The organism is Streptomyces sp. NPDC005648 (assembly GCF_040605395.1).
In the GTDB taxonomy this organism is placed as follows: Bacteria; Actinomycetota; Actinomycetes; order Streptomycetales; family Streptomycetaceae; genus Streptomyces.
The window spans coordinates 1-23,080 of sequence record NZ_JBEXCS010000125.1 but is presented as its reverse complement, the minus strand read 5'-3'; the positions used below and the strand labels follow the sequence as shown (position 1 = coordinate 23,080).

At 69.7% G+C, this 23,080-nt stretch carries 17 protein-coding genes and 1 pseudogene; 7 read left to right on the top strand and 11 right to left on the bottom strand.

The window, feature by feature from the left end:
- Positions 1–287: 287 nt before the first annotated feature.
- Positions 288–2,222 carry a glycoside hydrolase family 97 catalytic domain-containing protein gene (locus tag ABZT17_RS41135; protein WP_356357211.1) on the bottom strand — a complete coding sequence of 645 codons (1,935 nt, stop codon included), beginning with the start codon at positions 2,220–2,222 and terminating at the stop codon, positions 288–290.
- A 233-nt stretch (positions 2,223–2,455) separates the two neighbouring features.
- Here ABZT17_RS41135 and ABZT17_RS41130 point away from each other — a divergent pair, with 233 nt between their 5' ends.
- Positions 2,456–3,952: an RICIN domain-containing protein gene (locus tag ABZT17_RS41130; RefSeq protein WP_356357209.1), complete on the top strand. Its 1,497-nt coding sequence runs from the start codon at positions 2,456–2,458 to the stop codon at positions 3,950–3,952.
- Between the two features lie 57 nt (positions 3,953–4,009).
- Here ABZT17_RS41130 and ABZT17_RS41125 read toward each other — a convergent pair whose 3' ends face one another.
- The 4 genes from ABZT17_RS41125 to ABZT17_RS41110 all read right to left on the bottom strand — a co-directional run bounded on the left by ABZT17_RS41125 (position 4,010) and on the right by ABZT17_RS41110 (position 11,609).
- Positions 4,010–4,804, bottom strand: a complete 795-nt coding sequence (locus ABZT17_RS41125; RefSeq protein WP_356357208.1) for a hypothetical protein — start codon at positions 4,802–4,804, stop codon at positions 4,010–4,012.
- Positions 4,805–5,024: 220 nt separating this feature from the next.
- Positions 5,025–7,292 carry a M4 family metallopeptidase gene (locus tag ABZT17_RS41120; protein ID WP_356357206.1) on the bottom strand — a complete coding sequence of 756 codons (2,268 nt, stop codon included), beginning with the start codon at positions 7,290–7,292 and terminating at the stop codon, positions 5,025–5,027.
- Between the two features lie 341 nt (positions 7,293–7,633).
- On the bottom strand, positions 7,634–10,999 hold the full coding sequence (locus ABZT17_RS41115; RefSeq protein WP_356357205.1) for a lectin: 3,366 nt from the start codon (positions 10,997–10,999) through the stop codon (positions 7,634–7,636).
- A 229-nt stretch (positions 11,000–11,228) separates the two neighbouring features.
- Positions 11,229–11,609: a helix-turn-helix domain-containing protein gene (locus ABZT17_RS41110; protein WP_356357203.1), complete on the bottom strand. Its 381-nt coding sequence runs from the start codon at positions 11,607–11,609 to the stop codon at positions 11,229–11,231.
- A gap of 81 nt (positions 11,610–11,690) precedes the next feature.
- Between ABZT17_RS41110 and ABZT17_RS41105 the strand changes: the two genes are divergently transcribed.
- A complete protein-coding gene (locus tag ABZT17_RS41105; RefSeq protein ID WP_356357201.1) occupies positions 11,691–12,620 on the top strand; it encodes an NADP-dependent oxidoreductase in 930 nt (309 codons plus the stop codon).
- 107 nt (positions 12,621–12,727) lie between these two features.
- On the opposite strand, the gene ABZT17_RS41100 is transcribed toward ABZT17_RS41105, so the two are convergent.
- The gene (locus ABZT17_RS41100; protein ID WP_356357199.1) at positions 12,728–13,801 is read right to left on the bottom strand and encodes an NAD(+)/NADH kinase; all 1,074 of its coding nucleotides are present in this window, start codon (positions 13,799–13,801) and stop codon (positions 12,728–12,730) included.
- A gap of 269 nt (positions 13,802–14,070) precedes the next feature.
- Between ABZT17_RS41100 and ABZT17_RS41095 the strand changes: the two genes are divergently transcribed.
- Positions 14,071–14,919: a hypothetical protein gene (locus tag ABZT17_RS41095; protein WP_356357197.1), complete on the top strand. Its 849-nt coding sequence runs from the start codon at positions 14,071–14,073 to the stop codon at positions 14,917–14,919.
- Between the two features lie 78 nt (positions 14,920–14,997).
- Here the strand turns inward: ABZT17_RS41095 and ABZT17_RS41090 are convergent, their stop codons facing one another.
- Together ABZT17_RS41090 and ABZT17_RS41085 are read right to left on the bottom strand one after the other, a co-directional pair.
- Entirely contained in the window at positions 14,998–16,683 is a 1,686-nt protein-coding gene (locus tag ABZT17_RS41090; RefSeq protein ID WP_356357195.1) for a serine/threonine-protein kinase, read from the bottom strand.
- Between the two features lie 157 nt (positions 16,684–16,840).
- A complete protein-coding gene (locus ABZT17_RS41085) occupies positions 16,841–19,072 on the bottom strand; it encodes an alpha-L-fucosidase (protein WP_356357194.1) in 2,232 nt (743 codons plus the stop codon).
- Positions 19,073–19,349: 277 nt separating this feature from the next.
- Here ABZT17_RS41085 and ABZT17_RS41080 point away from each other — a divergent pair, with 277 nt between their 5' ends.
- Entirely contained in the window at positions 19,350–20,063 is a 714-nt protein-coding gene (locus ABZT17_RS41080; RefSeq protein WP_356357192.1) for a FadR/GntR family transcriptional regulator, read from the top strand.
- 15 nt (positions 20,064–20,078) lie between these two features.
- Here ABZT17_RS41080 and ABZT17_RS41075 read toward each other — a convergent pair whose 3' ends face one another.
- The gene (locus ABZT17_RS41075; RefSeq protein ID WP_356357190.1) at positions 20,079–20,570 is read right to left on the bottom strand and encodes a hypothetical protein; all 492 of its coding nucleotides are present in this window, start codon (positions 20,568–20,570) and stop codon (positions 20,079–20,081) included.
- 188 nt (positions 20,571–20,758) lie between these two features.
- On the opposite strand from ABZT17_RS41075, the gene ABZT17_RS41070 reads away from it, so the two are divergent.
- On the top strand, positions 20,759–20,974 hold the full coding sequence (locus ABZT17_RS41070) for a hypothetical protein (protein WP_356357188.1): 216 nt from the start codon (positions 20,759–20,761) through the stop codon (positions 20,972–20,974).
- Positions 20,975–20,998: 24 nt separating this feature from the next.
- On the opposite strand, the gene ABZT17_RS41065 is transcribed toward ABZT17_RS41070, so the two are convergent.
- Both ABZT17_RS41065 and ABZT17_RS41060 read right to left on the bottom strand, forming a co-directional pair.
- A complete protein-coding gene (locus tag ABZT17_RS41065; RefSeq protein WP_356357187.1) occupies positions 20,999–21,283 on the bottom strand; it encodes a hypothetical protein in 285 nt (94 codons plus the stop codon).
- Complete coding sequence (locus tag ABZT17_RS41060; protein WP_356357185.1) at positions 21,280–22,098, bottom strand: phytanoyl-CoA dioxygenase family protein; 819 nt, start codon at positions 22,096–22,098, stop codon at positions 21,280–21,282. The genes ABZT17_RS41065 and ABZT17_RS41060 overlap by 4 nt, the downstream gene beginning before the upstream one ends.
- A 70-nt stretch (positions 22,099–22,168) precedes the next feature.
- On the opposite strand from ABZT17_RS41060, the gene ABZT17_RS41055 reads away from it, so the two are divergent.
- Together ABZT17_RS41055 and ABZT17_RS41050 are read left to right on the top strand one after the other, a co-directional pair.
- Positions 22,169–22,954 (top strand): AraC family transcriptional regulator, encoded by a 786-nt coding sequence (locus ABZT17_RS41055; RefSeq protein WP_356357183.1) that lies wholly within the window; start codon positions 22,169–22,171, stop codon positions 22,952–22,954.
- A 33-nt stretch (positions 22,955–22,987) separates the two neighbouring features.
- A pseudogene (locus tag ABZT17_RS41050) lies at positions 22,988–23,080 on the top strand (styrene monooxygenase/indole monooxygenase family protein); the annotation flags it as partial.

Sequence of the window (23,080 nt, the reverse complement as noted above, 5' to 3'; positions counted from 1 at the left end):
GGCCCTCGTTGCCGCTGGAGGCCGACTTGCTGGGGTGGCGGAGCGGCCGCCCTCGGAGGTGCCGTCGCCCGCGCCGGTGTGAAGGGTCATGTGGCGGAGCCACCTGTCCCTTCGCGCCGTGCGGCGAGCGTGCGTGCCGGACGTCGTGACGCCGCGGAGATCCATCAGAAGGGCCCTAGCCTCGCCGCAGGTCCGGCGGCGGCTCACCTCGGCCACAGCTGCTTCGTGTCGGTGTCCGCGCTCCGCACCCGGGCCGAGCACGACGTCGGGCCGGACCGGCATCGCGATCAGCTCGGCTTCAGTACGACCGCCTGACCGCCGGCGGGTGCCATGGCCACGTCGAGGACCGTCGAAGAAGTGACCGTCCGCGTGCTGACCACGACGGGAGTCTGATAGGCGCTGGTGCCGGGCGTGCCGTCGGCGTAGACCGTGGCCGTCCAGGTGCCGCTGCCGAGGAAGGACAGCGGGAGCGACAGGGTCCGGGCCGACTCGTCGGTCATCGCGCCCAGGTACCAGGTGGTGCCCTTGCGGCGGGCGACCGCGACGTACTGGCCGATCGCCCCGTCGAGGGCTCGGCTCTCGTCCCAGGTGGTGGGGATGGCGTCGAACCAGGGCAGGCCGGGCCAGTTGGCGGTGTTGGCGTACTTCGAGGGCGAGTCGTACCAGTAGAGGAAGTTCAGCGGCTGGTAGTAGACCGCGGCCATCGCCATCTGGTGGACGTTGGTGGTCTGGTCGCGGGACTGGCCGTAGCAGATCGTGTAGTCCATCGGGCCGCCGATGTTCCGGGCGAAGGGCAGGGTGACGTTGTGCGAGGCGGTGGGGAAGTGTTCGTTGCCGCGCACCCCCTCCAGGCTGACCCAGTTGGGGTAGGTGCGTTCGTAGCCGAACGGCCGTACGTCGTCGTGCATGTCGATCAGCAGGTTGTGTGCGGCGGCGGTCTTCGCCCAGCCGGTGATCTGGTTGGTCATGGTCTGGGTGCCGTCGTTGATGAAGCCCAGTTTCACTCCGGCGACGCCCCAGCCGCGGTACAGGGCGAAGAGGGTGTCGGGGCTGGTCAGTGCGATGCGGTTGACGTAGAGGATGACGCCGATGCCCTGGCTCGTGGCGTAGGAGATCACCGAGGGGAGGTCGATGGCGTCGATCGGCCGGGTGGCGTCGGTGGTGCTGCCTTCGGGCCCGTACCAGCCGGCGTCGTACTCGACGTACTGCAGTCCGCGGGCCGCGGCGAAGTCGACTCCCGCCGTGCCGGCGGCGGTGGTGAGGTTGCAGCGGAAGACCTTGCCGGGCTTGATCCATGAGGTGTCGGCGAGGGCGCCGGGAAGGGCGAGGTTGAGCACCAGTTCGGCGTTGTCGACCAGTTCGGCGTGGGTGGAGCCGGTCACCACCGCGCGCCAGGGGGTGGCGAACGGGGTGGTCACCGTGGAGGTCGTCTGGACCGTCCCGCTCCCCCGTGCGGTGTGTTCCATCAGGTACGCGGCCAGCGTGTTGGGTCGGCCCGAGACCGAACTGAGCATCAGCCGCGGGAAGTCGACCCGGGACGACTCGCAGACGCAGGCGATCAGACCACCGTTCGCGTAGGTGGCGGTCAGCGGAAGGTCGGTCAGCGGGCCGGTGTCGGTACCGCTGGTCCCGGTGGACGGGATCGAGCCGGGGGCGACCGGGTTGTACGCGTCCTCGTCCCGGGCGCTGTGGACGAGGGTGCCGTCGGGGAGGACGAACGTCGTCAGCTCGTCCGCGAGGGTGGCGGCGCCCTTGTCGAGCAGCACGTACCGGAACGCGACGCCGGTGGGGTAGGCGCGGATCTGGACGCTGAAATTGATCAGGGTGGTGGTGTCCCGGAGGTTCCAGCGCATCTCCTGGTACCGGTCCCGGACGGTCGCGTTGCGGCCGTACACCGGGGTCCAGGTGTTGTCGGTGGTCCAGTGCTGGTAGTTGGTGACGACCGTGCCGCCGCGGCCGAGCATGGTCCCGTCGCTCAGTTGCAGACCGAGGGCGGAGGTGGCGACGACGGTCGCGCCCCCGCGCCGGGCGGACCAGCTCAGGACGCCCGCGGTCAGCGACATCGTGATCGTGGTGCTGCCGTCGGGCGCCGTCGCGGTCACCGAAGTGTCCGCCGCCACGGCCCTGCCCGTCGTACCGAGGCCCGCGGCGACGGCGCCGGCGGCGACCGCCGCGCCCTTGAACAGCCCCCGGCGGGACACCGGGCGTGCCGGAACGTCCATGGCGGTGCCCCTCTCCACTGAGCGAGTCGCACACAAACGAACAGCACCACGCGGTGACAGGTCAACAGTTCTGCACGAGAAAAATGCCAATACGGCAGTCACGCCCGCCTGTTCCGTCATGAACAAACAAAATCGATCGCACGCTCTCTTGACGTGGTGACGGAGGGACAGCTCTCATTTCCCACCGAACTGTGGATGACGCCTTGCCAGGCGCGCGAAGGAGAGGCAGAACCATGCCGGATCGAACACCCCACCACAGACCCCCTCGCAAACGGTGGCGGACGGCCACCGCCGCGTTCCTCACCCTGCTCGGGGGCCTGGCGGCAGTGCTGCTGCCCGCCGTGCCCGCCAGCGCCGCCTCCGTCTCCTTCACCCTGGGCGCCACCAGGACCGACCAGAACGGCAACACGCTCCAGTTGCACGGCCTGGGCATCATCAAGGTCGGCGGCACCTGGTACGGATTCGGGGAGGACAAGACCGGCGAGACCTCGTCCGACACGTCCTTCCAGGACATCCCCTGCTACACCTCCACCGACCTCTCCACCTGGACCTACCAGGGCGTGGCACTGGCCAAGCAGGCGAGCGGCGACCTGGGCCCGAGCCGGATCGTGGAGCGGCCCAAGGTCATCCACAACGCGTCGACCGGCATGTACGTGATGTACATGCACATCGACAGCACCAACTACGGGGACGCGCGGGTCGGGGTCGCCACCAGCAGCACCCCCTGCGGGCCCTACAGCTACCAGGGCAGCTTCCGCCCGATGGGCAACCTCAGCCGGGACATGAACCTCTTCCAGGACACCGACGGCACCGGCTACCTACTGAGCGAGGACCGCAACAACGGCCTGCACATCTACAGGCTCTCCGCCGACTACCTCTCCGTGGACAGCAGCGTGGCCCTGCTGGGCGGCAGCGGCTCGGCCAGCTACGAGGCTCCCGCCATGGTCAAGAGCAACGGCACCTACTACCTGCTCGCCTCCCATCTGACCGGCTGGAGCACCAACGACAACGTCTACACCACGGCCACGTCGCTCGGCGGGCCATGGGCCGCGATGCGGAACTTCGCGGCGCCGGGCACCCACACCTACAACAGCCAGACGGCCAACATCATCACCGTCCAGGGCAGTTCCGGCACCACGTACATCTACGCCGGCGACCGGTGGAACACCGGCGACCTCGGCAACTCCCAGCTGATCTGGCTGCCCATGACCATCCGTGGCACCGTGGTCAACGTCGGCCAGTACCCGAGCTGGTCCCTCGACACCGCCGCCGGCACCTGGACCCCCAACTCCGGCGTGCCCACCAACGCCGTGCACACGCTGACCGACGCGGGCAGTGCGATGCTGATGGACGTCGCCGGCGGCTCCACCACCAGCGGCGCCAAGATCATCCAGTGGCAGTCCAACGGCGGCGACAACCAGAAGTGGACACTGAACCGGCTGGCGGACAACGTCTACACGCTCGTCAGCGTCAAGAGCGGCCTCTGCCTGGACGTACCGAGCAAGTCCACCGCGGAGAACGTCCAGTTGCAGCAGTGGACCTGCAACGGCGGCGCCAACCAGCAGTTCGCCGCCGACCTCGTGGGCAGCCTCACCGGCACCAAGTTCATGCTGGTCAATGTCAACAGCGGACTGGACATCGGCGTGGACTCCTCCTCCACCACGGCGGGCGCGGGCGTCGTCCAGCTGACCGGCACCGGTGCCACCAGCCAGCAGTGGACGCTGTCCTGACGAACCGTCACCGATGAGGGGAGAGCCGCCGCGAGACAGGGCGGCTCTCCCGGGCGGTCACCTGACGTCGACGAAGTCGCCCGCGGCCGTGGCCGGGGCGGTGGTGGTCGTACCGGCGAAGACGAAGCGGAAGTAGCCGTCCGTCACGGCCTTGGTGGTGGTCTTCAGGGAGCCGCCGCTGCCGGTGGTGACGGTCTTGAGCGTGGTGTAGGTGTTGCTGCCCTTCTTGCGGAACTGCAGCTCGACCGGCCGGCTCTGGTACCCGGTGTAGGTGTCGCTCTCCCAGTTCGCACGGGTCAACCTGCCGGTGACCGTGATGGTTCTGCCCTTCTTCACCGGCTCCGGCGAGGCGTTCACCGTCACCTTGGCGTACCGCTTGACCAGTGCCGTGCCGGCTACATCGGCGTCGGTCCAGTCGTCGGTGGTGTCCTGAGCCTCGGCGAGGACCTTCCAGGTCCCGGCGAGGCCGTTGTGGGTCATGTCCTTGGCCGCGTCCACGCCGAAGGTCAGCCGGCAGGCGGAGGTGGTGGGGTCGGTGGGCGACGCCGTGCAGGTGCCCGCCGGCCAGTGCCGCGGCAGGATGCCGTCGGCGTCGTCGGTGTTGGGTCCGTGCCACAGATAGGCCCAGGACGCGGCGACACCGTCCGGGTCGGTCGCCGTCCAGGTGAGGGTGACGGTCTTCTTGGTGGTCAGGCCGAGCACGATGTCCTTGCCGCCGTTGACGACGACGTCCGAGAACACCGTGTCGCTGGGGGTCGCCCCGTCCGCCGCGTGGGCGGCTGCCGGAGTGACCGACGCGGACAGGGCACCGGCGGCTAGGGACACGGCGGCGACGGCCGGGCGGATACGCATGGGTTTTCCCCTTCGGGTCGGCAGACCTCGTCCGTCCCCGCACGGCGAGACCTGATGGTGTGTCACGCTGCCTAGACACATGACACCCCGTCGTGGTTGCCCGGACTCGGCACGTTCACCCGCCGTACCCCTCTGAGGCGCCGCGGTGGATGTCCCGCGCACACCGCTGCCCGGGCCCCGAAGGACCCGGGCAGCGACGCGGCGCCCGTGCGTCAGGGGGTCAGGGCGTCAGCTGCCAGCGCGCGATGTAGCCGACGTCGATGGAGGCCCGGTCCTGCACACGCAACTTCCATGTGCCGTTGAGGGGTTGCGCCGAGGCGTCGACCGTGAAGGTCTGGTCGACGTTGTCGGCGGAGCCGCCGCTGCGGTTGAGCAGGGAGTAGACGGTGCCGTTGGGGCCGACGAGGTCGACGGTCAGGTCACCGCGGTAGGTGTGGACGATGTTGACGTAGACCGAGGTGGTCGCGGAGGCGTTGCCGTCGCGGCCGGTGATGGTCACCGGTGACTCCACGGCGGGCCCGTTGTCGGGGATGTCCACGCGGGTGGTGTTGGCGTAGACGTAGGCGATCCGCCAGTTGAAGGTCTTCGAGACGGACGCACCCGTGCTGTCGGTGACCGTGACGGTGACACCGCCGGTGCCGAGGGTGGTCGGTGTGCCGGTGATCAGGCCGCTCGGGCTGATGCTCAGGCCGTCGGGCAGACCGGTGGCCTCATAGGTCAGTGCGGCGCCGGAGTTGGTGGTGTAGGCGTCCAGTTGCAGGCTGACCGCCTGGCCGATGCCGCTGGTCTGGTCGGCGATCGGGGCGAGGTTGACGCCCAGGGCGATGCGGTTGCCGACGTTGATCGCCGCCCAGGCGTCGGCGACGGCGAGATAGGTCGGGCTGTAGGCGCCGAACAGGTCGGCGGCGGCCGACAGGGTGGCGGTGCGGGCGCCGGCGTAGTCCGTCGTCGAGGTCATGTAGGTGGTCAGGGCGCGGTACCAGATGGCGGCGGCGTTCTGGATGCCGATTCCGGTGACGGCCTGGCCGTCGTAGGTCGGGCTGTCGTAGGAGACGCCGTTGACGGTCTTGGCGCCGCTGCCCTCGGAGAGCAGGTAGAAGAAGTGGTTGGCGGGACCCGAGGAGTAGTGGACGTCGAGACCGCCGAGGGAGGGGCTCCAACTGTCGGCGGAGGCGCCGTCCTTGGAGGGCTTGTCCATGTAACGCAGCGGTGTGCCGTCGCCGTTGATGTCGATCTTCTCGCCGACCAGGTAGTCGCCGGGGTCGGCGGGGAGGTTCTCGTAGAACTCCACGGCGGCGGCGAAGATGTCGGAGGTCGCCTCGTTGAGGCCGCCGGACTCGCCCGAGTAGTTGAGGCCCGCGGTGGCAGCGGTGACGCCGTGGCTCATCTCGTGGGCCGCCACGTCGAGTGCGGTCAGCGGATGGGTGTTGCCCGAGCCGTCGCCGTACGTCATGCAGAAGCAGGAGTCCTGCCAGAAGGCGTTGACGTAGTTGTTGCCGTAGTGGGCGCGGCTGTAGGCGGCGACACCGTCATTGCGGATGCCGTTGCGGCCGTACACGTCCTTGTAGTAGTCCCAGGTGGCCGCGGCGCCGAACGCGACGTCGACACCCGCGGTCTGGCGGTTCGAGGGCAGGCCGTCACCCCAGACATCGTTGTCGTCCGTGAAGAGTGTGCCGGTGCCCGACGTGCCCTGGTTGAGGTCGTACGTCTTGTGCCCTGCGCGCCCGGAGTCGACGAGTTGGTACGTCGATCCCGACGCGGTGGTGCCGAGCGGGACGGTGCCGACGAACTGGCCGGTGCCCGTGCCGGTGTCCACCTTCTCGTCGGCCAGCAGCTGCTTGCCGGTGGCGGCGTCGGTGACGACCTGCAACTCGCTGGGAGTGCCGTCCCGCTGGACTCCCCCGACGACGCTCTCCCAGGCCAGGACCGGCTTTCCGGAGCCGGCCCACACCACCAGGCGGGGCTTGTTCTCCGTCCGGGAGCCCTTGACCTCGGCTCGCTTCGACACGGCCACGGCCTTGTCGCCGGCCGCGGTCGCGGTGATCCTCGGGCTGAGCGAGGAGAGCGAGAGGGCCGCCCGGTTCGCCTTGGTGACGGTCCTGCGGCCGCTCCTGTCGTGGACGACGAGATCGCCGCCGAGTACGGGGAGACCGGCGTAGGTGCGCTCGTAGCGGGTGTGCGTGGTGCCGTCGGCGTCCTTGACGACGTCCTTGACGACCAGCTTCTCCTTGGCGCCGAGGCCGATGCTGCGCGCCGTCCCGGCGGCTGCGGACCGGGCACTCTTGATCAGGGCGGCGTGGCGGGCCGGGGTCAGCGGAGTCTGGGCGGCGCCGGCGCGGGGCTTGGCGATGATTTTCGCGCTTCCGGGGTCCGCCGGGGCGGCGGTGGCCAGGCCGGGGACGGCCAGCGCGAGCAGTGAGCCTATGGATGTGAGGGCGATCGCAGTGGCGCGTGCGCGCCGCGGAAGGCTGCGGTGTCGCAGGGGCAACGGGTTCTCCTTCGGTACGACGGCCCGTGGTGGGGGCCGCGGACGACACGGACCGGCGGGGTGCGCCGGTCCGGAGGCTGCACGGCATGCGGGTGGAAGGAGGTGGGGGGTGGTGCTGCGGCTGCGCCGCGTGGTGAACCTGTCAAGAAGTGGTGAAGACCTGTTGAAGAGTGGCATCAGCGAGCCTTGACTGTCATGTCTTGGTCAAGTCAACGGCTTGAAATGGTCATGCAGGTCAGGCAAATGGGACCGGACGACACCGGTTTTCGGCCTCGCCCGGCCCCTGCCGGCTCCCGGGCCGGGTCCGGGAACCGGCCTGACTCGTCAGTGTGCTGCGGGTCCTACTGCCCGAAGCCGAAGGCGAAGAGGTGGTCGGTACCCGTCGAGCCCGTCACCGGCAGCGTGATGGACGCCACCTGCTTGGACGGATCCAGCGGCACCTTCGTGGCGAAGGCATACGTCCCGACGTTGTTGCGGCCCCCGCTCGCGGTGTCGCGGTAGGCCGTCGTGACCGCCGCCGTGTTGCCCGGGAGCGGCTTGCTGGACCCTCCGTTGAGCGTCCAGTCCGAGAAGCCGACCGTCGCGTCGGCGGTGGTGCCGTCGGTGTAGGTGACGGTCAGCGTGCCCGAGACACCGCTGCCGTCGGTGGGCGCGTTGGCGGCCGCTCCCAGCAGGCCCAGCGACGCACCCGAGGTGCCGGCCGGCATGCGGATGGTCTGCCCGGCCATCTCCAGGTTGTCCGGCTGCCCGGACGCCGCCGTCGGCCAGGTGTAGGAGATGCCGTCGGCCGTGACGGTGGACCCGTTGGTGACGCCGGCCGCCGAGAGCGCGTTCTGCGAGAACGCCCAACCGCCGTCGTCGAAGCCGCCCGAGAAGGTGGCGCCGTCCGGGTAGATGCCCTCGTTGGTGTCGTACGGCCACAGCGCACCCGCCTTCGCGACCGCGACGCGGAGGGTCGCCCCGGCCAGTGCCGCGCCGGTGCCGTGGTCGGTGAGGGCGAAGACGACCGGGTACGTCCCCTCGGCCGCGCCCGCCGTCACATGGACCTTGGTCTCGGCGCTCCCCGCGGCCGGCACCGTCAGCGAGCCCGACGTCGTGTCCAGCGTGACGCCCGAGGGCGCCGTCGCCTTCCAGTCGACCGTGACGTCCTTGGCGCCCAGGTTGGTCAGGTCGAGGGTGCCGTCGTCGGACGTGCCGGGCTGGAGCACCAGGCCGTCGCTGGAGGGACCGGTGGCGGCCAGCACCCGCCCGCCGCCGGTGGTGTCCGACGGCGGCGCCGCGGACGGGTCGGACGCCCAGGAGGTGTTGGGCCCGGTGCCGAGGGTGAAGTCGAGCGTGCCCGCGCTCTTGAGCTGCCGGTAGGTCAGCCAGGACGTGTTCCACGCCTTGCCCTTGACGGCCAGCGACTGCACGTACGGCGCGTCCGGCGCGGCCTGCGGCGCGTTGATCCGCACCGACTTGCCGTCCGCCAGGGCCACTTGGGCCACCGGGAAGACCGGGCTGCCGAGCGCCAGGGTCTCCGTGCCCGGGGTCTCGGGGTACATGCCGAGCGCGGACCAGACGTACCAGGAGCTCATCGCACCGAGGTCGTCGTTGCCGAACGAGCCGACCGGCGCGTTGAAGTAGAGGTCCTGCTGGGCCTCGCGGACGGCCGCCTGGGTCTTGTAGGGCCGGCCCGTGTAGTCGTACTCCCAGGGGATCTCCACGCTGGGCTCGTTGCTCAGGTCGGCGTCGGTGTTGCCGGGATGGGTGATGTCGTCGAGCAGGCTGTCGAGGTAGGACGAGTACGCCTTGGCGCCGCCGCGTGCCTGGATGAGCTGCTGGAGGTTGAACGGCACCATGGGGGTGTACTGGGCGGAGGTTCCCTCCACGAAGCCGTTGGAGGTGCCGGGGGTGAAACCGCCGGCGAACTGGCCGTCCTTGTTCTTGGCCTGCAGATAGCCGGTCTGCGGGTTGAAGACGTTCATCCAGTCCTGGGCGCGGGTGGCGAACTTCGTGTAGACGTCCGTCCTGCCGAGGGACTTCGCGAAGGCTGCCAGCGCGTAGTCGGCGGAGTCGTACTCCAGTTGGGTGGAGACAGGGCCGTAGAAGTTGCAGCAGTTGTAGTCGTTCTCATCGGCGGGCAGATAGCCCTTCGCGTCGCGCACGGACTCGCCGGGGCGGTCGTTGTTCGGGACCGTGGCCTCGTGCTGGAGCGCCGCGAGGGCCTTGTCCGTGTCGAAGTTGGTCGCGCCGAAGGCGTACGCGTCGGCGATGATGCCGGCGGCCGGGTCACCGACCATCACATAGCTCTCGCCGTTGTTCGAGGCCCACTTCGGCAACAGGCCCGTCTGGTCGTAGCCGTTGAGCATCGAGGTGACGACGTCGCCCGCGACCTTGGGCTCGACCATCGCCATCAGCTGGGTCTGGGAGCGGTAGGTGTCCCAGCCGGAGTAGTTGGCGTACTGGGCCTTCTGCCCCTTGGCCAGCTTGTGGACCTGGTTGTCCATGCCCATGTACTGGCCGTTGTCGTCCGAGAAGACGTTCGGGTGCAGCAGCGCGTGGTAGAGCGCGGTGTAGAACTGCGTCTGCTGGTCCGTGGAGCCCCCGCCGACCTGGACTTTGTTCAGCACCGCGTTCCAGGCGTCGTGGTTGGCCTGCTCCACGGCGGCGAGGTTCCAGTTCCTGATCTCGGTGGCGAGGTTGTCCGCCGCGTTCGAGTCACTCGTGTAGGAGATGCCGACCTTCGCCGTGACCGTGGGGGTCGTGGAGGTGTCGAACGTCAGATACATGCCGTTCGCACCGGTCGTGGGCGGCTGGGCGGCCTTCGCCGTGGCGGCGGCCTTGGGGTTCTTCCCGTGGAGCGTCGGGGACGGTCTGGCCGGGACGGTGAAGTGCTTCTCCTTCGGCGGGGCCGACTCGGTGGGCTGCGGGGTCTGCCCGACCTTGCCGGCTTTCAGTGAGGTCGCGTCGGGGTTGATGGTGCCGCCGACCCAGGAGCCGCTCGCCGTGAACGGCCGGTCGAACTTGATGTCGAAGTGGAGCGTGTAACGGTTGCTCGCGCCGCAGAAGTGACCACTGTCGATCGCACCGCTGATCTCCTGGTCGTCGACCACCTGGACCCGGGTGCCGTCCACCTGTGTGGCGCCGCCGCTGAGCTTGAACAGCAGGTTGGCCTGCCGGCCCACGGGGAAGGTGAAGCGGCCGAGGCCCGCGCGGGTGGTGTCGGTCAACTCGGTCGTGACGCCGTTCGCGTCGGTCACCTCGTACGACCCGACGCGCGTCTGCTCGTCGTCATGGCTGAAGCCGACGGACGTGTCACCGAGGTTGCCCGACAGGGCGCCGGTCACCGGGAGGACGGGCAGGTCGCCGGCGACGGGGCAGCCTGGTCCCGAGACATGGGTCAGGCTGAAGCCGGAGAGCTTCTTGTCGTCGTACTCGTAGCCGCCGCCGTCGGGGCGGTCAGGTGTCGTGTCAGGGCCCCACTGCATCATGCCCGCCGGCATGTCGGGGCCGGGGAAGGTGTCCACCGCACCGGACGTGCCGATGAGGGGGTTGACGAGGGATGCCGGGTCCGTCACCAGCGCCGGCGCCGCCGTGCTCGCGGCATAGGCGTTCGCGACCGTGGGAAGGGACAGAACGGTCATGCCCAGGACGCTGACGACGGCCAGGCGTCGGCGGAATCTCCTCTTGTCACGTGGCGCAGCTGAACGTCGGGGTCTCACCATCGGTTGCCTCCGCAGCAGTTCGTGCCTCGCACAACAGACGCCGACGTGCCGGAAACCCGCGCACGCCGACGACAGGCAACGGTTCCGGTCTCCCCCGACGGCCTGACAACGTTGCCATCCATGAGAGTCGAGTGAAACGCCTGTGCTTGCGGCATGTCAACGAGGCCAACGAGACTTTCCGAAAGCGAAGTTCACAGAGGGGCCGCTGAACGCCGCCTCAGGTGTGGGATCAGTCGTCGTGGTCCACCGCATCGGGATCGGCGTCGAGCGCGTCGAGCACCGCGTCGCCGTTCACCCTCGCCCACTCGGTCAGCGAGTGGATCGGGTCGATCAACGTCGCCCCGAGCGGGGTGAGTTCGTACTCGACGCGGGGCGGCACCTCGGCGTAGGCGTGGCGGCGGACGAGTCCGTGCTCCTCGAGCCGCCGCAGCGTCTGGGTGAGCACCTTGCGGGAGATGCCGCCGATCAGGTCGATCAACTCGCCATGGCGCACCGGGCCCTTGCTGAGGCCGTAGAGCACGACCACGGTCCACTTGTCGGCGATGAGTTCGACCGTCAGACGCGCCGGACAGTCGGCGAGGAAGACATCGCCGGGACGGAAACCGCTCATGGCGCCAAAGGTACCTGGGGGTTCCTGTCGGATTCATAGCCTGGGTCCACTTCTTCCCTCCCCCGAAAGGCCCGGCCAGTCATGCGAGTTGTCACCCAGGAGCGGCTCGGCGGACCCGAAGTGCTCACCCTTGTGGACGCGCCCGAGCCGCAGCCCCTTCCGACCGAGGTACTCGTCCGCGTCAAGGCGATCGGGCTGAACCCGTTGGAGGCGCGGCTGCGGGCCGGCGAGTTCCCGCTGCTCGGCCGGCCGCCGTTCGTCCTCGGCTGGGACATCAGCGGGGTGGTCGAGGACGCGTCGGGGACATGGCGGTTCCGGCCCGGCGACGAGGTGTTCGGGATGCCGCTGTTCCCGCGGGCGGCCGGCGCGTACGCCGAGGTCGTGTCGGCACCCGCGTTGCACCTGGCGCGCAAGCCGACCGCCCTCTCGCACGTCGAGGCGGCGGCGCTGCCGGTCGTCGGACTGACGGCGTGGCAGGGCCTCGTCGACCTCGCCGGGGTCAAGGAGGGTGACCGCGTGCTGGTCCACGGCGGTGGCGGCGGAGTCGGCCACGTCGCGATCCAGATCGCCAAGGCGCGCGGCGCGCACGTGATCGCCACCGCCGGGGCGGGCAAGCGGAAGTTCGTCGAGGAGTTCGGCGCCGACGAGGTGATCGACTACACCACGGTCGACTTCGGCGAGGCCGTCCGCGACATCGACGTCGTGCTCGACACGATCGGTGGGGACACCGCCGGGCGGTCCCTCGACGTGCTGCGGCCCGGTGGTCATCTGGTGACGGCGGTCGCCGAGGAGGACACGGAGCTCATCGCCCGGTACGAGGCGGCCGGCATGCGCTTCAGCGGCATCGCGGTCGACCCCGATCCGCTCGCCCTGCGAGGTCTCGTCGAGCTCGTGGAACAGGGCAGGCTCAAGGTCCATGTGCAGGAGACGTTTCCGTTCGAGCGCGTCGCCGACGCCCATCGGATGCTCGACGCCGGTCACCTCCGGGGCAAGGTCGTCCTGACCGTCTGACGGAACCGGTCGCGGAGCCTCGTCGCGGGCACGACAGCCGCCTCTCGAACTCTGCGCCGTGCCCTGGCACGTAGGTACCCCCGGTTTCAGGATCGCCCCGGTCCCGCTCACCTCGGCGGCCCGGAGGCTTCCGGAGCCGTCGGCAGGGACAGATGGGCGAGATCCCCCGGTGGTGGCGTGGTGAACGACCACAGGGGGGCGGGCGATCCGTCGGCGACGGCGGCCGGGGCGTCGGTGAGGTTCATGCGCTCGCGCAGTCGGCCGTAGAAGTCCATCGGGCCCAGCCGCACGGCCCGCAGCCGGCGTGGGGCGGCGTACACGCCGATCCAGTCCCCCGGGTCCAGCACTCCCCGCAGTTGGCCGTCGATGCTGACGGCGGCCGGTCCGGAGCGTTCCAGCAGGCGCAGTCCGACGGGTTCGTCGGGGGCGGTGACGACCGAGCGGTCGAAGGTCATGTGCGGGGCGACCGGCGTGAAGACGAGGGCTTCCGCCCGCGGTGAGACGACGGGGCCGCCGGCCGCGAAGCTGTAGGCGGTCGAGCCGGTCGGCGTGGCCACGAGCAGCGCGTCGGCCGAGTACGAGGCCAGGAGCCGGCCGGAGACATAGACGCCGACCGACACCTGACGGTCCCTCACCAGCTTCTCCAGCACGATGTCGTTGAGCGCGGTGACGTCCAGCGGGATGCCCCAGTCCTTGTCGACCTCGCAGTCGGGCCGCACCCGCGGAGGCGGCAGCAGCGGCCCCCGGCCGTACTCGATGAGCGACTCCATGCCTGCGGGCACCTCCAGCCGGCGCGAGGCACGCAGGGCGAGCAGCATGCGGGTGTCGATCTCGAAGCGGTCCTCCCGCACCGCGTCCAGGGCCGAACGCACCGCGGAGGCGGAGACCTCCGTCAGGAAGCCCACCCGGCCCAGGTCGATTCCCAGCACCAGGGCGTCGTTCGCGGCGGCCAGCCGGGCACCGCGCAGGAACGTGCCGTCGCCGCCCAGGGTGACCACGAGGTCGGGGTGGCCGGCGGCCTCGACCTCCTCACGGGCGCTGCGCCGCCCGCCGTCGTGCCACACGTCGATGTCCGCGCACCGCACGGCGTGCCGCTCGCACCATCCGCGCACGTGGTCGGCGGCCGCCACGGCCTCCGGGCGCCCGCCGTGCACCACCAGGCCCAGTCGCTTCACTGTCATATCCGCCTCCGGGCGATCGCGGCCACCTGGTGGTGGCCTCGGTGGCAACACGCCCCCCAGTGTCGCCCTCGCGGGCCTGGCCGGCGGCGAGCCGCCACGGCGAGTCCCCCGGACGCGGATCCGTGAACCGGCGGACGCCGTAGGTCCGTTACGCACTTATTGCACGGAGGATCTTCACTATTTCCGACGTGAGTTCATATGATGCGAAGATCAACAGGCCCGGCCGGAGGGAGACTTCGGCGGGCCTCTCACGTTCCCGTGGGGGATTCATGCGTATACGCGTTGCGGCAACCGTGGTTTCCGGTGCCGTCGTTCTGTCCGCGCTCGCTCTTCCGGCCGCCGCCCAGGCGGCGGAGCGAGGGAGCGCGTCGGCGAAGCTCAGCTCCTTCGCGTCCAAGGCCCTCCGGCCGAACGACTCACTGGGCAACACCAAGTTCACGAACGCGGTCATCAACGGCGGCAAGGACATCGTTCTCGGCACCACCGGCACGAAGTCCGTCACCGTCACGTACACCGCCACCGACCAGAACGGCGTCGCGCTCACCGAGGCCTTCCTGTGGCAGGGCACCGACAGTTCGACCACGGACGGCATCACCGGTGGCCTGGGCACCGACGACGACCCCGCCTGCACGGAGACGGCGACCCAGGGCGTCTACAACTGCAAAGCCGTCTTCAACATCCACCCGGCCACCGACATGAAGGACAACGGCGTCGCCGGCACCTGGAAGTTGTTCCTGGGCGCGTGGGACCTGTACGCCAACGCCAGCTACAACGACGACGTCGCCACCGCCTCGATCAAGAAGCTCTCCACGCTGACCGCCGACGCCACGCCCGAGCCGGTCAAGAAGGGCAAGACCATCACGGTCACGGGCAAGCTCGCCCGCGCCAACTGGTCGACGGGCAAGTACGCGGGCTACGCGAACCAGCCCGCGAAGCTGCAGTTCCGCAAGAAGGGCAGCAGCACCTACAGCACCCTCAAGACCGTCAAGACCAACACCACCGGCGTCCTGAAGACCACCACCAAGGCCACGGTCGACGGGTACTACCGCTACGTCTTCGCCGGCACCGCCACCACCGCCGCCGCCACGGCACCGGGCGACTTCGTCGACGTCAGGTAAGCCCAGGTCAGCTAAGCGCAGCGGTGACCAACGGACCGCCGCCTCCGAGGAGGTGGCGGTCCTTCCCACCCTCGTCGCTCACTTCTCGGCGGGATACACGTCGACGATCTTGCCCTTGGTGTCGGTCCTCAGGTATCCCGTCCGGCCGTACTTGTCAGTGCGATAGACGCCCAAGCCGAACTCGGGGTTGAAGGGGTCGGGCGACATCACCACGATGTACCGGTTCTCCGGGTCCTTGACGTTGAGCTTCTTGGCCGCCTCTTTCATGAGCGAGGGAACCTTGTCCCAGTTGAAGATCTCGGGGCTGAACGGCTTCTCGAGGCTGCTCAGGGTGCCGTCGATGATGCTTTTCTCCACCCCTTGGCCGGGGCGGTAGGTGTAGCTCTCGTAGGCGACGTTGCTGCCTTTGACCATCACCTCCGCCGACACGTAGTCCGAGTAGACGGTGAGGTCGCCGAACCGCTTGCGGCCGGTCTCCGTCTCGATCGCCTTGACGGCCGTACGGATGTTGTCGGGGGTGAGCAGGTCCGTGGTCGCGGACCGCGTCGCGGAGTCCTGCGACCTCTGGGAGGCGGGAGTGGCAGCCGGCGAGCCGGTCGTGCTGGGGGTCGAACCGCCCGCGCCCGCGGAGTCGTTGCCACCCAGCGGCAGCACCCACCACATCACGGCCAGGGCCCCGGCGAACGAGATCCCCGAGAGTCCGAGGAGGACCGGCCGGACCGAACCGCGTCGGCGGGGTGCGGTCGCGGGAGCGGTGGGCGCACCCGCCGGAGCACCGCCGTAGGGCAGGAAGGTGGGCGCGGAATCCGCGATCCCCTGGGTCCTCTGCGTGGGCGGTGGCGGTGGCGTCATCGGGGCCGACGGCGGGGTCAGGCGGTACGACGTCGGCTCGTCCCGCAGGCTCGCGTGTCCGGTCGGATCCGCCTCGATCCCGGCCAGACGCCGGTCGAGCACGGCGGCGGGCGGGCGCGCCGCGGGGTCTCGTACGAGAACGTCCATGAGTACGGCGCCCAGGGGGCCGGCCTGGGTCGGTGGCGGGACGTCCTCGTGGAGGACGGCGGCGAGGGTGGCCAGGGTGGTGCCCCGGCGCAACGGGTGGTGGCCCTCGACCGCGGTGTACAGCATCATCGCGAGGGACCACAGGTCGGAGGCGGCTCCGCCCTCGTGGCCGGTGATGCGCTCGGGGGCCATGAAGTCGGCCGTGCCGATGATGGAGCCCGTGGCGGTGAGGTTGGTCGTCTCGCGGATCGCCGCGATACCGAAGTCGGTGAGGACGGGGCGCCCGTCGGGCCGGAGCAGGACGTTCGCGGGTTTGACGTCCCGGTGCTGGATCCCGGCGTCGTGCGCCGCGGTCAGCGCCGCGAGGACACCGCGGCCGATCCGCGCGGCCTCGGCCGGATGCATCGGTCCCCGCGCCAGACGGTCGGCCAGAGAGCCTCCGGCGACCAGCTCCATCACCAGCCACGGGTACGTGCCTTCGCCGCCGTCGACTATGTGGTGGATGGTGACGACGTTCGGGTGGTCGATCCGAGCCAGGGCCCGGGCCTCGCGCAGGACGCGCTCGCGCAGCATCCGCGCGCTGTCGGGGTCGTACTCGGCGAGGTCCCGGTCGGGCGGCCGCACCTCCTTGACCGCCACGAACCGGTGCAGAACCAGGTCCCTGGCCCGCCAGACCGTGCCCATCCCGCCGCCGCCGAGGCGGGCCTCCAACTCGAAGCGCCCGTCGACGACTCGTCTGGCGGGACCTCTTTCTGCCTCACTCATGGGCGGGAGCTTAGTTGGCGCCGATGACACCGACCCCCTCGGCCATGGGCACGTCGGAGCCGCTGCCCCGGCCATGACGCGGCCCGGGGCGACGGCGGTCCGGCGGCACGAGATCGCGCGACGGGACTCACGCGTTCTCGCCACTGCGAGACGGGTGTCAGAGGGCGGTGAAGGTCCACAGCAGATTGGTGCTGCTGCCGTAGGTCCACTGCTTGGTCACGGAACCCGAGGAGACACTGCCTCCGCCGTCGAGCGCCAGTCCGGTGGTGCGGTTGGCGATCGAGTAGCGGCCGTCGCCGCGGTGGGTGATGGTCCACTGCTGGTTGGGTCCGCCGTTCCAGGCGGCCTGGCGGGCGGCGGAGCCGTCGGCGGTGGCGCCCCAGCCGTCGGCGACCATGCCGTTGGTGCGGTTGACCAGCTTGTAGTAGCCGCCGCCGACCTCTACCGCCTGCCACTGCAGGTTGCCGCTGCCGTCCCAGGTCCACTGCTTGAGGTTGGACCCGGAGGCCACATTGCCGCCGCTGTCCAGGGCCAGACCGTCGGTGACGTTGGTGATCCGGAAGTAGGCGGACGGTATGAACTGGACCTTCAGGGACTTCACCATGTCGTTGTTGCCGGTCACCCGCAGATCGGCGTTGTCGGCGGTGAAGGTCCACGCGGTACCCGTGAAGCCGTCGCCCGAGTAGCCGATGACCTGGTGGCCCGGAGCGAGCCGCAGGGAGGAGAGGCTGAGCGGGTCCAGCCCGGCGAGCGTCAGGTCGTCCGCGCTGTAGTCGCCGACTTCGAGCACCGTGCCGGTGCCGGAGTAGCCGACGTCCTTGAAGGCCACGGCCCCGGCGATCGGGCGCAGACCGGGGATCTCCCCGCTGAAGGCCAGCTTCAGCACATAGGCGTTGGCGGTGAACGGCGCCGACGACGGCACGGTCACCCTCAGTCCGTTGGCGTCCTGCGTCGGGGCCGCCAGGGTGATGTAGTTGCCCGCGGTCGAGTCGAGCAGCTTCACGGAGGTGAGCGAGGAGAGGGCGATCCGGTCGGAGCTCAGGGTCTTGATCGTCAGCGAACTGCCGGGCCAGCCGAGGACGGTGGCGTACAGCACGGTGTTCGCCTTGTTCCGGGTGAAGCGGATGTCCTGTGCCGTACCGGCGGTGGGAGTGGTGAAGGAGCCCCCGCCCATCTTGGTGGGGCCCTCGCCGTACGCCGTCCAGGCGCGGGTTCCGTAGACCGACTCGCCGAAGCGCTTCAGGTAGTCGCCGATGGCGAGCAGGACGTCCCGCTGTCCCTGCGGGATGGTGCCGTCGGCCATCGGGGCGATGTTCAGCAGCATGTTGCCGTTCTTGCTGACCCGGTCGATCAGCGCGTGCAGCATCTGCTGGGTCGAGTAGTAACCGATTCCGGTCGTGTAGCACCAGCTGGAGCTGGAGATGCTGTCGTCGGTGAGCCAGTAGGGGTTGGTCAGGTCGGCGGGGCCGCCGCGCTCGAAGTCGAAGACCTCGCCGTGGCTGTCGAGGCCGTCCTTGTAGGTGGCGACGACCTCCTTCCCCCACGCGTTGGCCTGGTTGTAGTAGTACGACAGGAAGTTGAGGCGCTGGGTCTCGTCGACGTGGTCCAACCGCCAGTCCTGCCACAGGATGTCGGGCTTGGCGAGGTCGACGACCTCCTTGAGCTTGTCGTACCAGAGCTGGTTCTCCGCCGCCGAACTCAGCTGTCCGTACAGCTTCTTGAGGCCGGCGTCGGACTGCGTGGGGGCGTACTCGTAGTAGCCGGTGAAGTTGTACGCGTGGTGCATCGCCACCAGCAGCTTCAGGTTCTTCGCGCGGATCGCGTCGGTGAACAGGCGCAGCAGGTTCAGCCCCGGGCCCTTGTCCACCGAGTTCCACTCGTTGACCTGGCTGTCCCACATCGAGAAGCCGTCGTGGTGCTCGGAGACCGGGCCGGCGAACTTCGCGCCCGCGTCGACGAAGAGCTGCACCCACTCGTCCGGGTCGAAGTTTCCGCCGGCCGACTTCAGCTTCGGCGCGAACTTCACATGGTTGCCCGCCAGGTCGTCGGCGCCGTTGATGAAGTTGTGGAACGGCCACACCGACGGGTCGCCGTACGTCGCGATGTGGTGCGTGTTGGCCTTGCTCCCGCTGCTGTACATGTTGCGCGGGTACCACTCGCTGTCGTAGGCGGGGACGCTGAAGACACCCCAGTGGAAGTAGATCCCGAACTTGGCGTCCCGGAACCACTCGGGCGCGGCCGGGTGCTGGTTCACGGAGTCCCAGGTGGGTGTGTAACTGCTGGGCGCGGCTTGGGCGTTGCTCGCACCGAACAATCCTCCGGCGACTGCGGTCGCCGCCACGCACGTGGCACCGGCCAGGAACTCGCGTCTGTTGATCGAACTCGGCATGGAGACATCCCTGATGCGAAGGGGGGAGGGGGGAAACACGGCACCGGTTGTTACGCAGAAAGGTCGACCATGCGTCCCTGCCGTGTCAACGGGCGTGCAGGGATGAAAAGAACCACCAGACCCACTACTTGAACCGTTTTGTTCGGTTTCACGCATCAAGATTTGACTCAGACATCGCATGTCTTGGAGCGACTCGGAGCGCCGACTGGTTCCGTACAGCCGTCCCCGTATCATCAGCGTCACCCTGGGCATGCAGCGGTCGCGGAAGGAGTTCTCGTTGTCACTGACGGACAAGGCCATCGAGCAGATCCGTGAGCTGATCCGCACCGGCGCGCTGCCCCCGGGCTCGAAACTCCCGCCGGAGCCGGACCTGGCCGCTCAACTGGGCCTGTCCCGCAACCTCGCCCGCGAAGCGGTCAAGGCACTGGCCGTCGCCCGCGTACTGGAGGTCCGGCGCGGAGACGGCACCTATGTCACGAGCCTGCAGCCGAGGCTGCTCTTCGAGGGTCTCGGTGGAGCGGTGGAGCTGCTCCAGGGGGACTCCGCCGCGCTGCAGGACCTCATGGAGGTGCGGCGCCTGCTCGAACCGGTCGCCACCGCGCTGGCCGCCACCCGGATCACCGACGACCAGCTGGCCGAGGTGAGCAGACACCTGGAGGCCATGCGCGAGGCCCGTGACGACGTCGAACAGCTCAACGTCCACGACGCGGCGTTTCACCGCGCCGTGGTCTCGGCCACGGGCAACGACACACTGCTCACCCTGCTGGAGGCGATCTCCGGCCGCACCCTGCGCGCACGCATATGGCGCGGCCTCGTCGACGCCCAGGCCGCGGAGCGCACCCTCGCCGAACACGAGGCGATCTACAAGGCGCTGTCCACCAGGGACGCCTCCCTCAGCCAGGCCGCCGCGCTCCTCCATGTCAGCAGCACCGAGCAGGGGCTGCGGAATTACCTGCGTACGGCCCCGAAGGAGGGTCAGCGCGATCGCTGACCCTCCCCCCGCGCGTCAGGGGCAGGAAGCGGTCCCCTGGTCCTGGATGTGCGCGTCCGCGTTGTCGCTGACCTTCACCCACAGTGCCGTCGTGCCCCGCCGGTCGTAGGTGCGGGTGAACGCCGGCTGGCCGGTGCGGATGAACCGCACCTTGTAGCACCAGCCGGCGTCCACACGGAAGGCGTCCCAGTCCTCGCTGTACGGTGTGTGGCCGCCGCCCGCCGTGAGGTTGCGGGTCTTCTGCGCCTCGCCGTCGGACTTGCACTTCGGCTCGGTGGTCGTCGAGTCGCCCGTGCTGTCGCCGGCTCGGCACCAGTTGTAGTAGGCCGTGGCCCCGTACGCGCTGTCGTTGACCGTCGTGGAGCACAACGTGAGCGTGCACCCCGTGCCCGCCTGCGCGGCGGGTGCCGAGCCGAGGACGGCGGCGAAGCCCAGAGCCGCGACGGCGGTGAGCGACCGGACCCGCCCGGTTCCGAAGCGCCCGGGGACCGTCTCTTCTTCGTGCATGTGCGCGTCCTCCCTGACCAGCGGCGGTCCCGGGGGCCCAGCCGTCCGTGCTTGACGACGGTCATGCTGGGGCGCCCGCCTTGCGAAAACCTTGCCGGGCTGCCGTCCCGGGGCGATCAGTGGCCGGGGCCGCCTGGTCCCCGTGCCCCCCGCGTGCGCGCGACCGGCACAGGACGCACGCTGGGAACATGGCCACCGACCCGACCGTCACCGTCTATCCGCCGACCGAGGACGGCGGCCGGCGAATCCGGATCGGGGACCGTTTCGTCGGCATCGCCTACGGGATCCTCGATGTGGCCGCCTTCCTCCAGGAGGCCGGTCTGCAGGACTGGGACGAGATGGATGTCGCCCGGTCCCGGCTCATCGAATGGCGCGGGGGCGGTCCTGACCAGTGGAAGCACTGAGGCCTGCCGGACGCCCGCCCCGCCTCACGCCGCGACGAGCTTCTCGAAGAGGAACTCGTGCTTGAGGAACGACGTCTCGTGTTCCGCTCCCGGATACGGCGGGACGAGCGGCGCCGCCTGGAAGAGGCGCCAGCCGTCCTGGAGGGCGGCGAGTCCCGACTCGTAGGGCGGTTCGTCGCTGTCGCCGGTGGTGGGCCGGGTCGCGCCGGTGCCGTCGTAGCGGGCCCATCCGATGACCGGGGAGTCGAGGGCGGAGGTGGCCAGGTAGAGGACGAGGACCTGCTGGCGCACGGTGTTCGGGCTGGTCATGCGTGGCTCCTGTGCGCGGGTCGGTTGGAGATACGGGTGGCCCAGTACTCGATGTCGAAGCCGGGGTCGGCGCAGAGCAGCCGCCAGAGCCTGATGCGGTTGTGGATCTCCAGGCGGCCGGTGGCCGGTTCGTACCAGGGGAAGGTGCGCCGCAACTCCTCGCTCACGGCCGGGTCGTGCAGGTCGCTCGTGTCCCAGAGCCGTACCTGGGGAACGGTCGGGTTGAAGCGGATCTTGTACATATGGCGCACGGTGTCGCTGTCGTTGCGCCGTCCGCCGTGCCAGATGCCGTGGTGGAGCAGGATGACCGTGCCGGCCGGGCAGGTCAGCCGGGTCTGGCCGCGGAGGTTCTGGTAGCGGCCGGTGTCGGACTCGTTGGTGCGGCGCAGGTGGCTGCCCGGGACGATGAGCGTGCCGCCCATGTCCGCGGTGACCTCCTGCGGGTAGTACATGAGCTGCACGTCGAAGGCGTCGGGCCGGACGTCGATGATCGCGTCGGCGTGCAGCGGCTGTGCGCTGCCCTCGCGCGGTTCGCGGGTGTGCACGTAGTGGTGGTCGACGGTCGGGTCCGGGCCCACCAGGCTCTCCAACGCGCCCGCGACGGCGGGGAGTTCGACCAGGCGCCGGGCGAAGGAGCCCTCGGGGAAGGCCTTGGGGACGGGGGTGCCGTAGGGCACGGAGGGCAGGGGCTCGGCGAAGACGGCGAGCGCCTCCTCGTTGAGTTCCGGGGCCACGATGCCGTCGAGGCGCAGAAAGCCCTGGGCCACGAACCGCGCCACCTGGACGGAATCCAGCAGTTGTCGTGTGGTTGACATACGGCAACCGTAGGAGGGGAGGTCACGGAAGTCGTGGGCTGTAATCAGCATGCGCTGGTAATTTTCCGTCATGACGCATTCCGTGGAGCTGGCCCTGGAGCTGCCCCCGCAGGTGGCGAACGCGGGTGTGGGCGTCCATGGGCACACCGGTCCGCACGACGTGTTCCGACTGCCCCGACTGTGGCAGCTTCATCTCTACGGCTACTCCGGCACCCTGGAGTTCGGCGGCTTCAGGCACCCGATCCGCCCCGGGCACATCAGCCTCGTACCGCCCGACACGGAGGTGCACTTCCACTACGACGCCCCGCCCTGCGAGCACCTGTACGCGCACTTCACGCTGCCGGGCGAGGGTGAGCGGCACCGCGTTCCGGTGATGCAGGACGCGGGGGCACAGGCGGCGGTGCTCGGGACGCTGCTGCGGCAGACGGTCGCGGCCGGCCCGCAGTCCCCGGCACGGGCCGCCGCGGAACTGTGGACGGTGCTGTGGCGTACCACCGGCCTGGCCGGCGCGTCCGGGATCCGCGAGGGATCGGAGCATCCCGCCGTGCGGGCGGCGATGGCCCATGTCGAGGAGCATCTGGCCCGCCCGCTGGGTGTCCCCGACATCGCCCGCGCCGCCGGGATCTCGCACACCCAGCTCACTCGGCTGTTCCGCAGGGACACCGGGCTCACGGTCGTGGGCTACATCCGGCGCCGGCGCATGGAGCGCGCCCGGCATCTCCTGATCGCCTCGACGCTGGCCATCCCGGCGATCGCCGCGACCGTCGGCATCCCCGACCTCCAGGCGTTCAACAAGACCTGCCACCGCGAGCTGGGGGCCTCACCCCGTGCGGTCAGGCAGTCGGGGGGCCGGTGAGGCCGCCTCACGCGCGACGTCGACGGCGCTGGTGCAGCCTTCGGCCGGGACGCGTCGCGTTCCCCCTACGCCGAGCCGCAGCGGGCACTGGCCGTCTCGTACGTCCACGGTCTCGGCCCGCGTGCC

Coding starts and splice junctions, on each gene's coding strand:
- ABZT17_RS41135 (WP_356357211.1), bottom strand. CDS start 2,222: ATGGACGTTCCGGCACGCCCGGTGTCCCGCCGGGGGCTGTTCAAGGGC.
- ABZT17_RS41130 (WP_356357209.1), top strand. CDS start 2,456: ATGCCGGATCGAACACCCCACCACAGACCCCCTCGCAAACGGTGGCGG.
- ABZT17_RS41125 (WP_356357208.1), bottom strand. CDS start 4,804: ATGCGTATCCGCCCGGCCGTCGCCGCCGTGTCCCTAGCCGCCGGTGCC.
- ABZT17_RS41115 (WP_356357205.1), bottom strand. CDS start 10,999: ATGGTGAGACCCCGACGTTCAGCTGCGCCACGTGACAAGAGGAGATTC.
- ABZT17_RS41110 (WP_356357203.1), bottom strand. CDS start 11,609: ATGAGCGGTTTCCGTCCCGGCGATGTCTTCCTCGCCGACTGTCCGGCG.
- ABZT17_RS41105 (WP_356357201.1), top strand. CDS start 11,691: ATGCGAGTTGTCACCCAGGAGCGGCTCGGCGGACCCGAAGTGCTCACC.
- ABZT17_RS41100 (WP_356357199.1), bottom strand. CDS start 13,801: ATGACAGTGAAGCGACTGGGCCTGGTGGTGCACGGCGGGCGCCCGGAG.
- ABZT17_RS41095 (WP_356357197.1), top strand. CDS start 14,071: ATGCGTATACGCGTTGCGGCAACCGTGGTTTCCGGTGCCGTCGTTCTG.
- ABZT17_RS41090 (WP_356357195.1), bottom strand. CDS start 16,683: ATGAGTGAGGCAGAAAGAGGTCCCGCCAGACGAGTCGTCGACGGGCGC.
- ABZT17_RS41085 (WP_356357194.1), bottom strand. CDS start 19,072: ATGCCGAGTTCGATCAACAGACGCGAGTTCCTGGCCGGTGCCACGTGC.
- ABZT17_RS41075 (WP_356357190.1), bottom strand. CDS start 20,570: ATGCACGAAGAAGAGACGGTCCCCGGGCGCTTCGGAACCGGGCGGGTC.
- ABZT17_RS41070 (WP_356357188.1), top strand. CDS start 20,759: ATGGCCACCGACCCGACCGTCACCGTCTATCCGCCGACCGAGGACGGC.
- ABZT17_RS41065 (WP_356357187.1), bottom strand. CDS start 21,283: ATGACCAGCCCGAACACCGTGCGCCAGCAGGTCCTCGTCCTCTACCTG.
- ABZT17_RS41060 (WP_356357185.1), bottom strand. CDS start 22,098: ATGTCAACCACACGACAACTGCTGGATTCCGTCCAGGTGGCGCGGTTC.
- ABZT17_RS41055 (WP_356357183.1), top strand. CDS start 22,169: ATGACGCATTCCGTGGAGCTGGCCCTGGAGCTGCCCCCGCAGGTGGCG.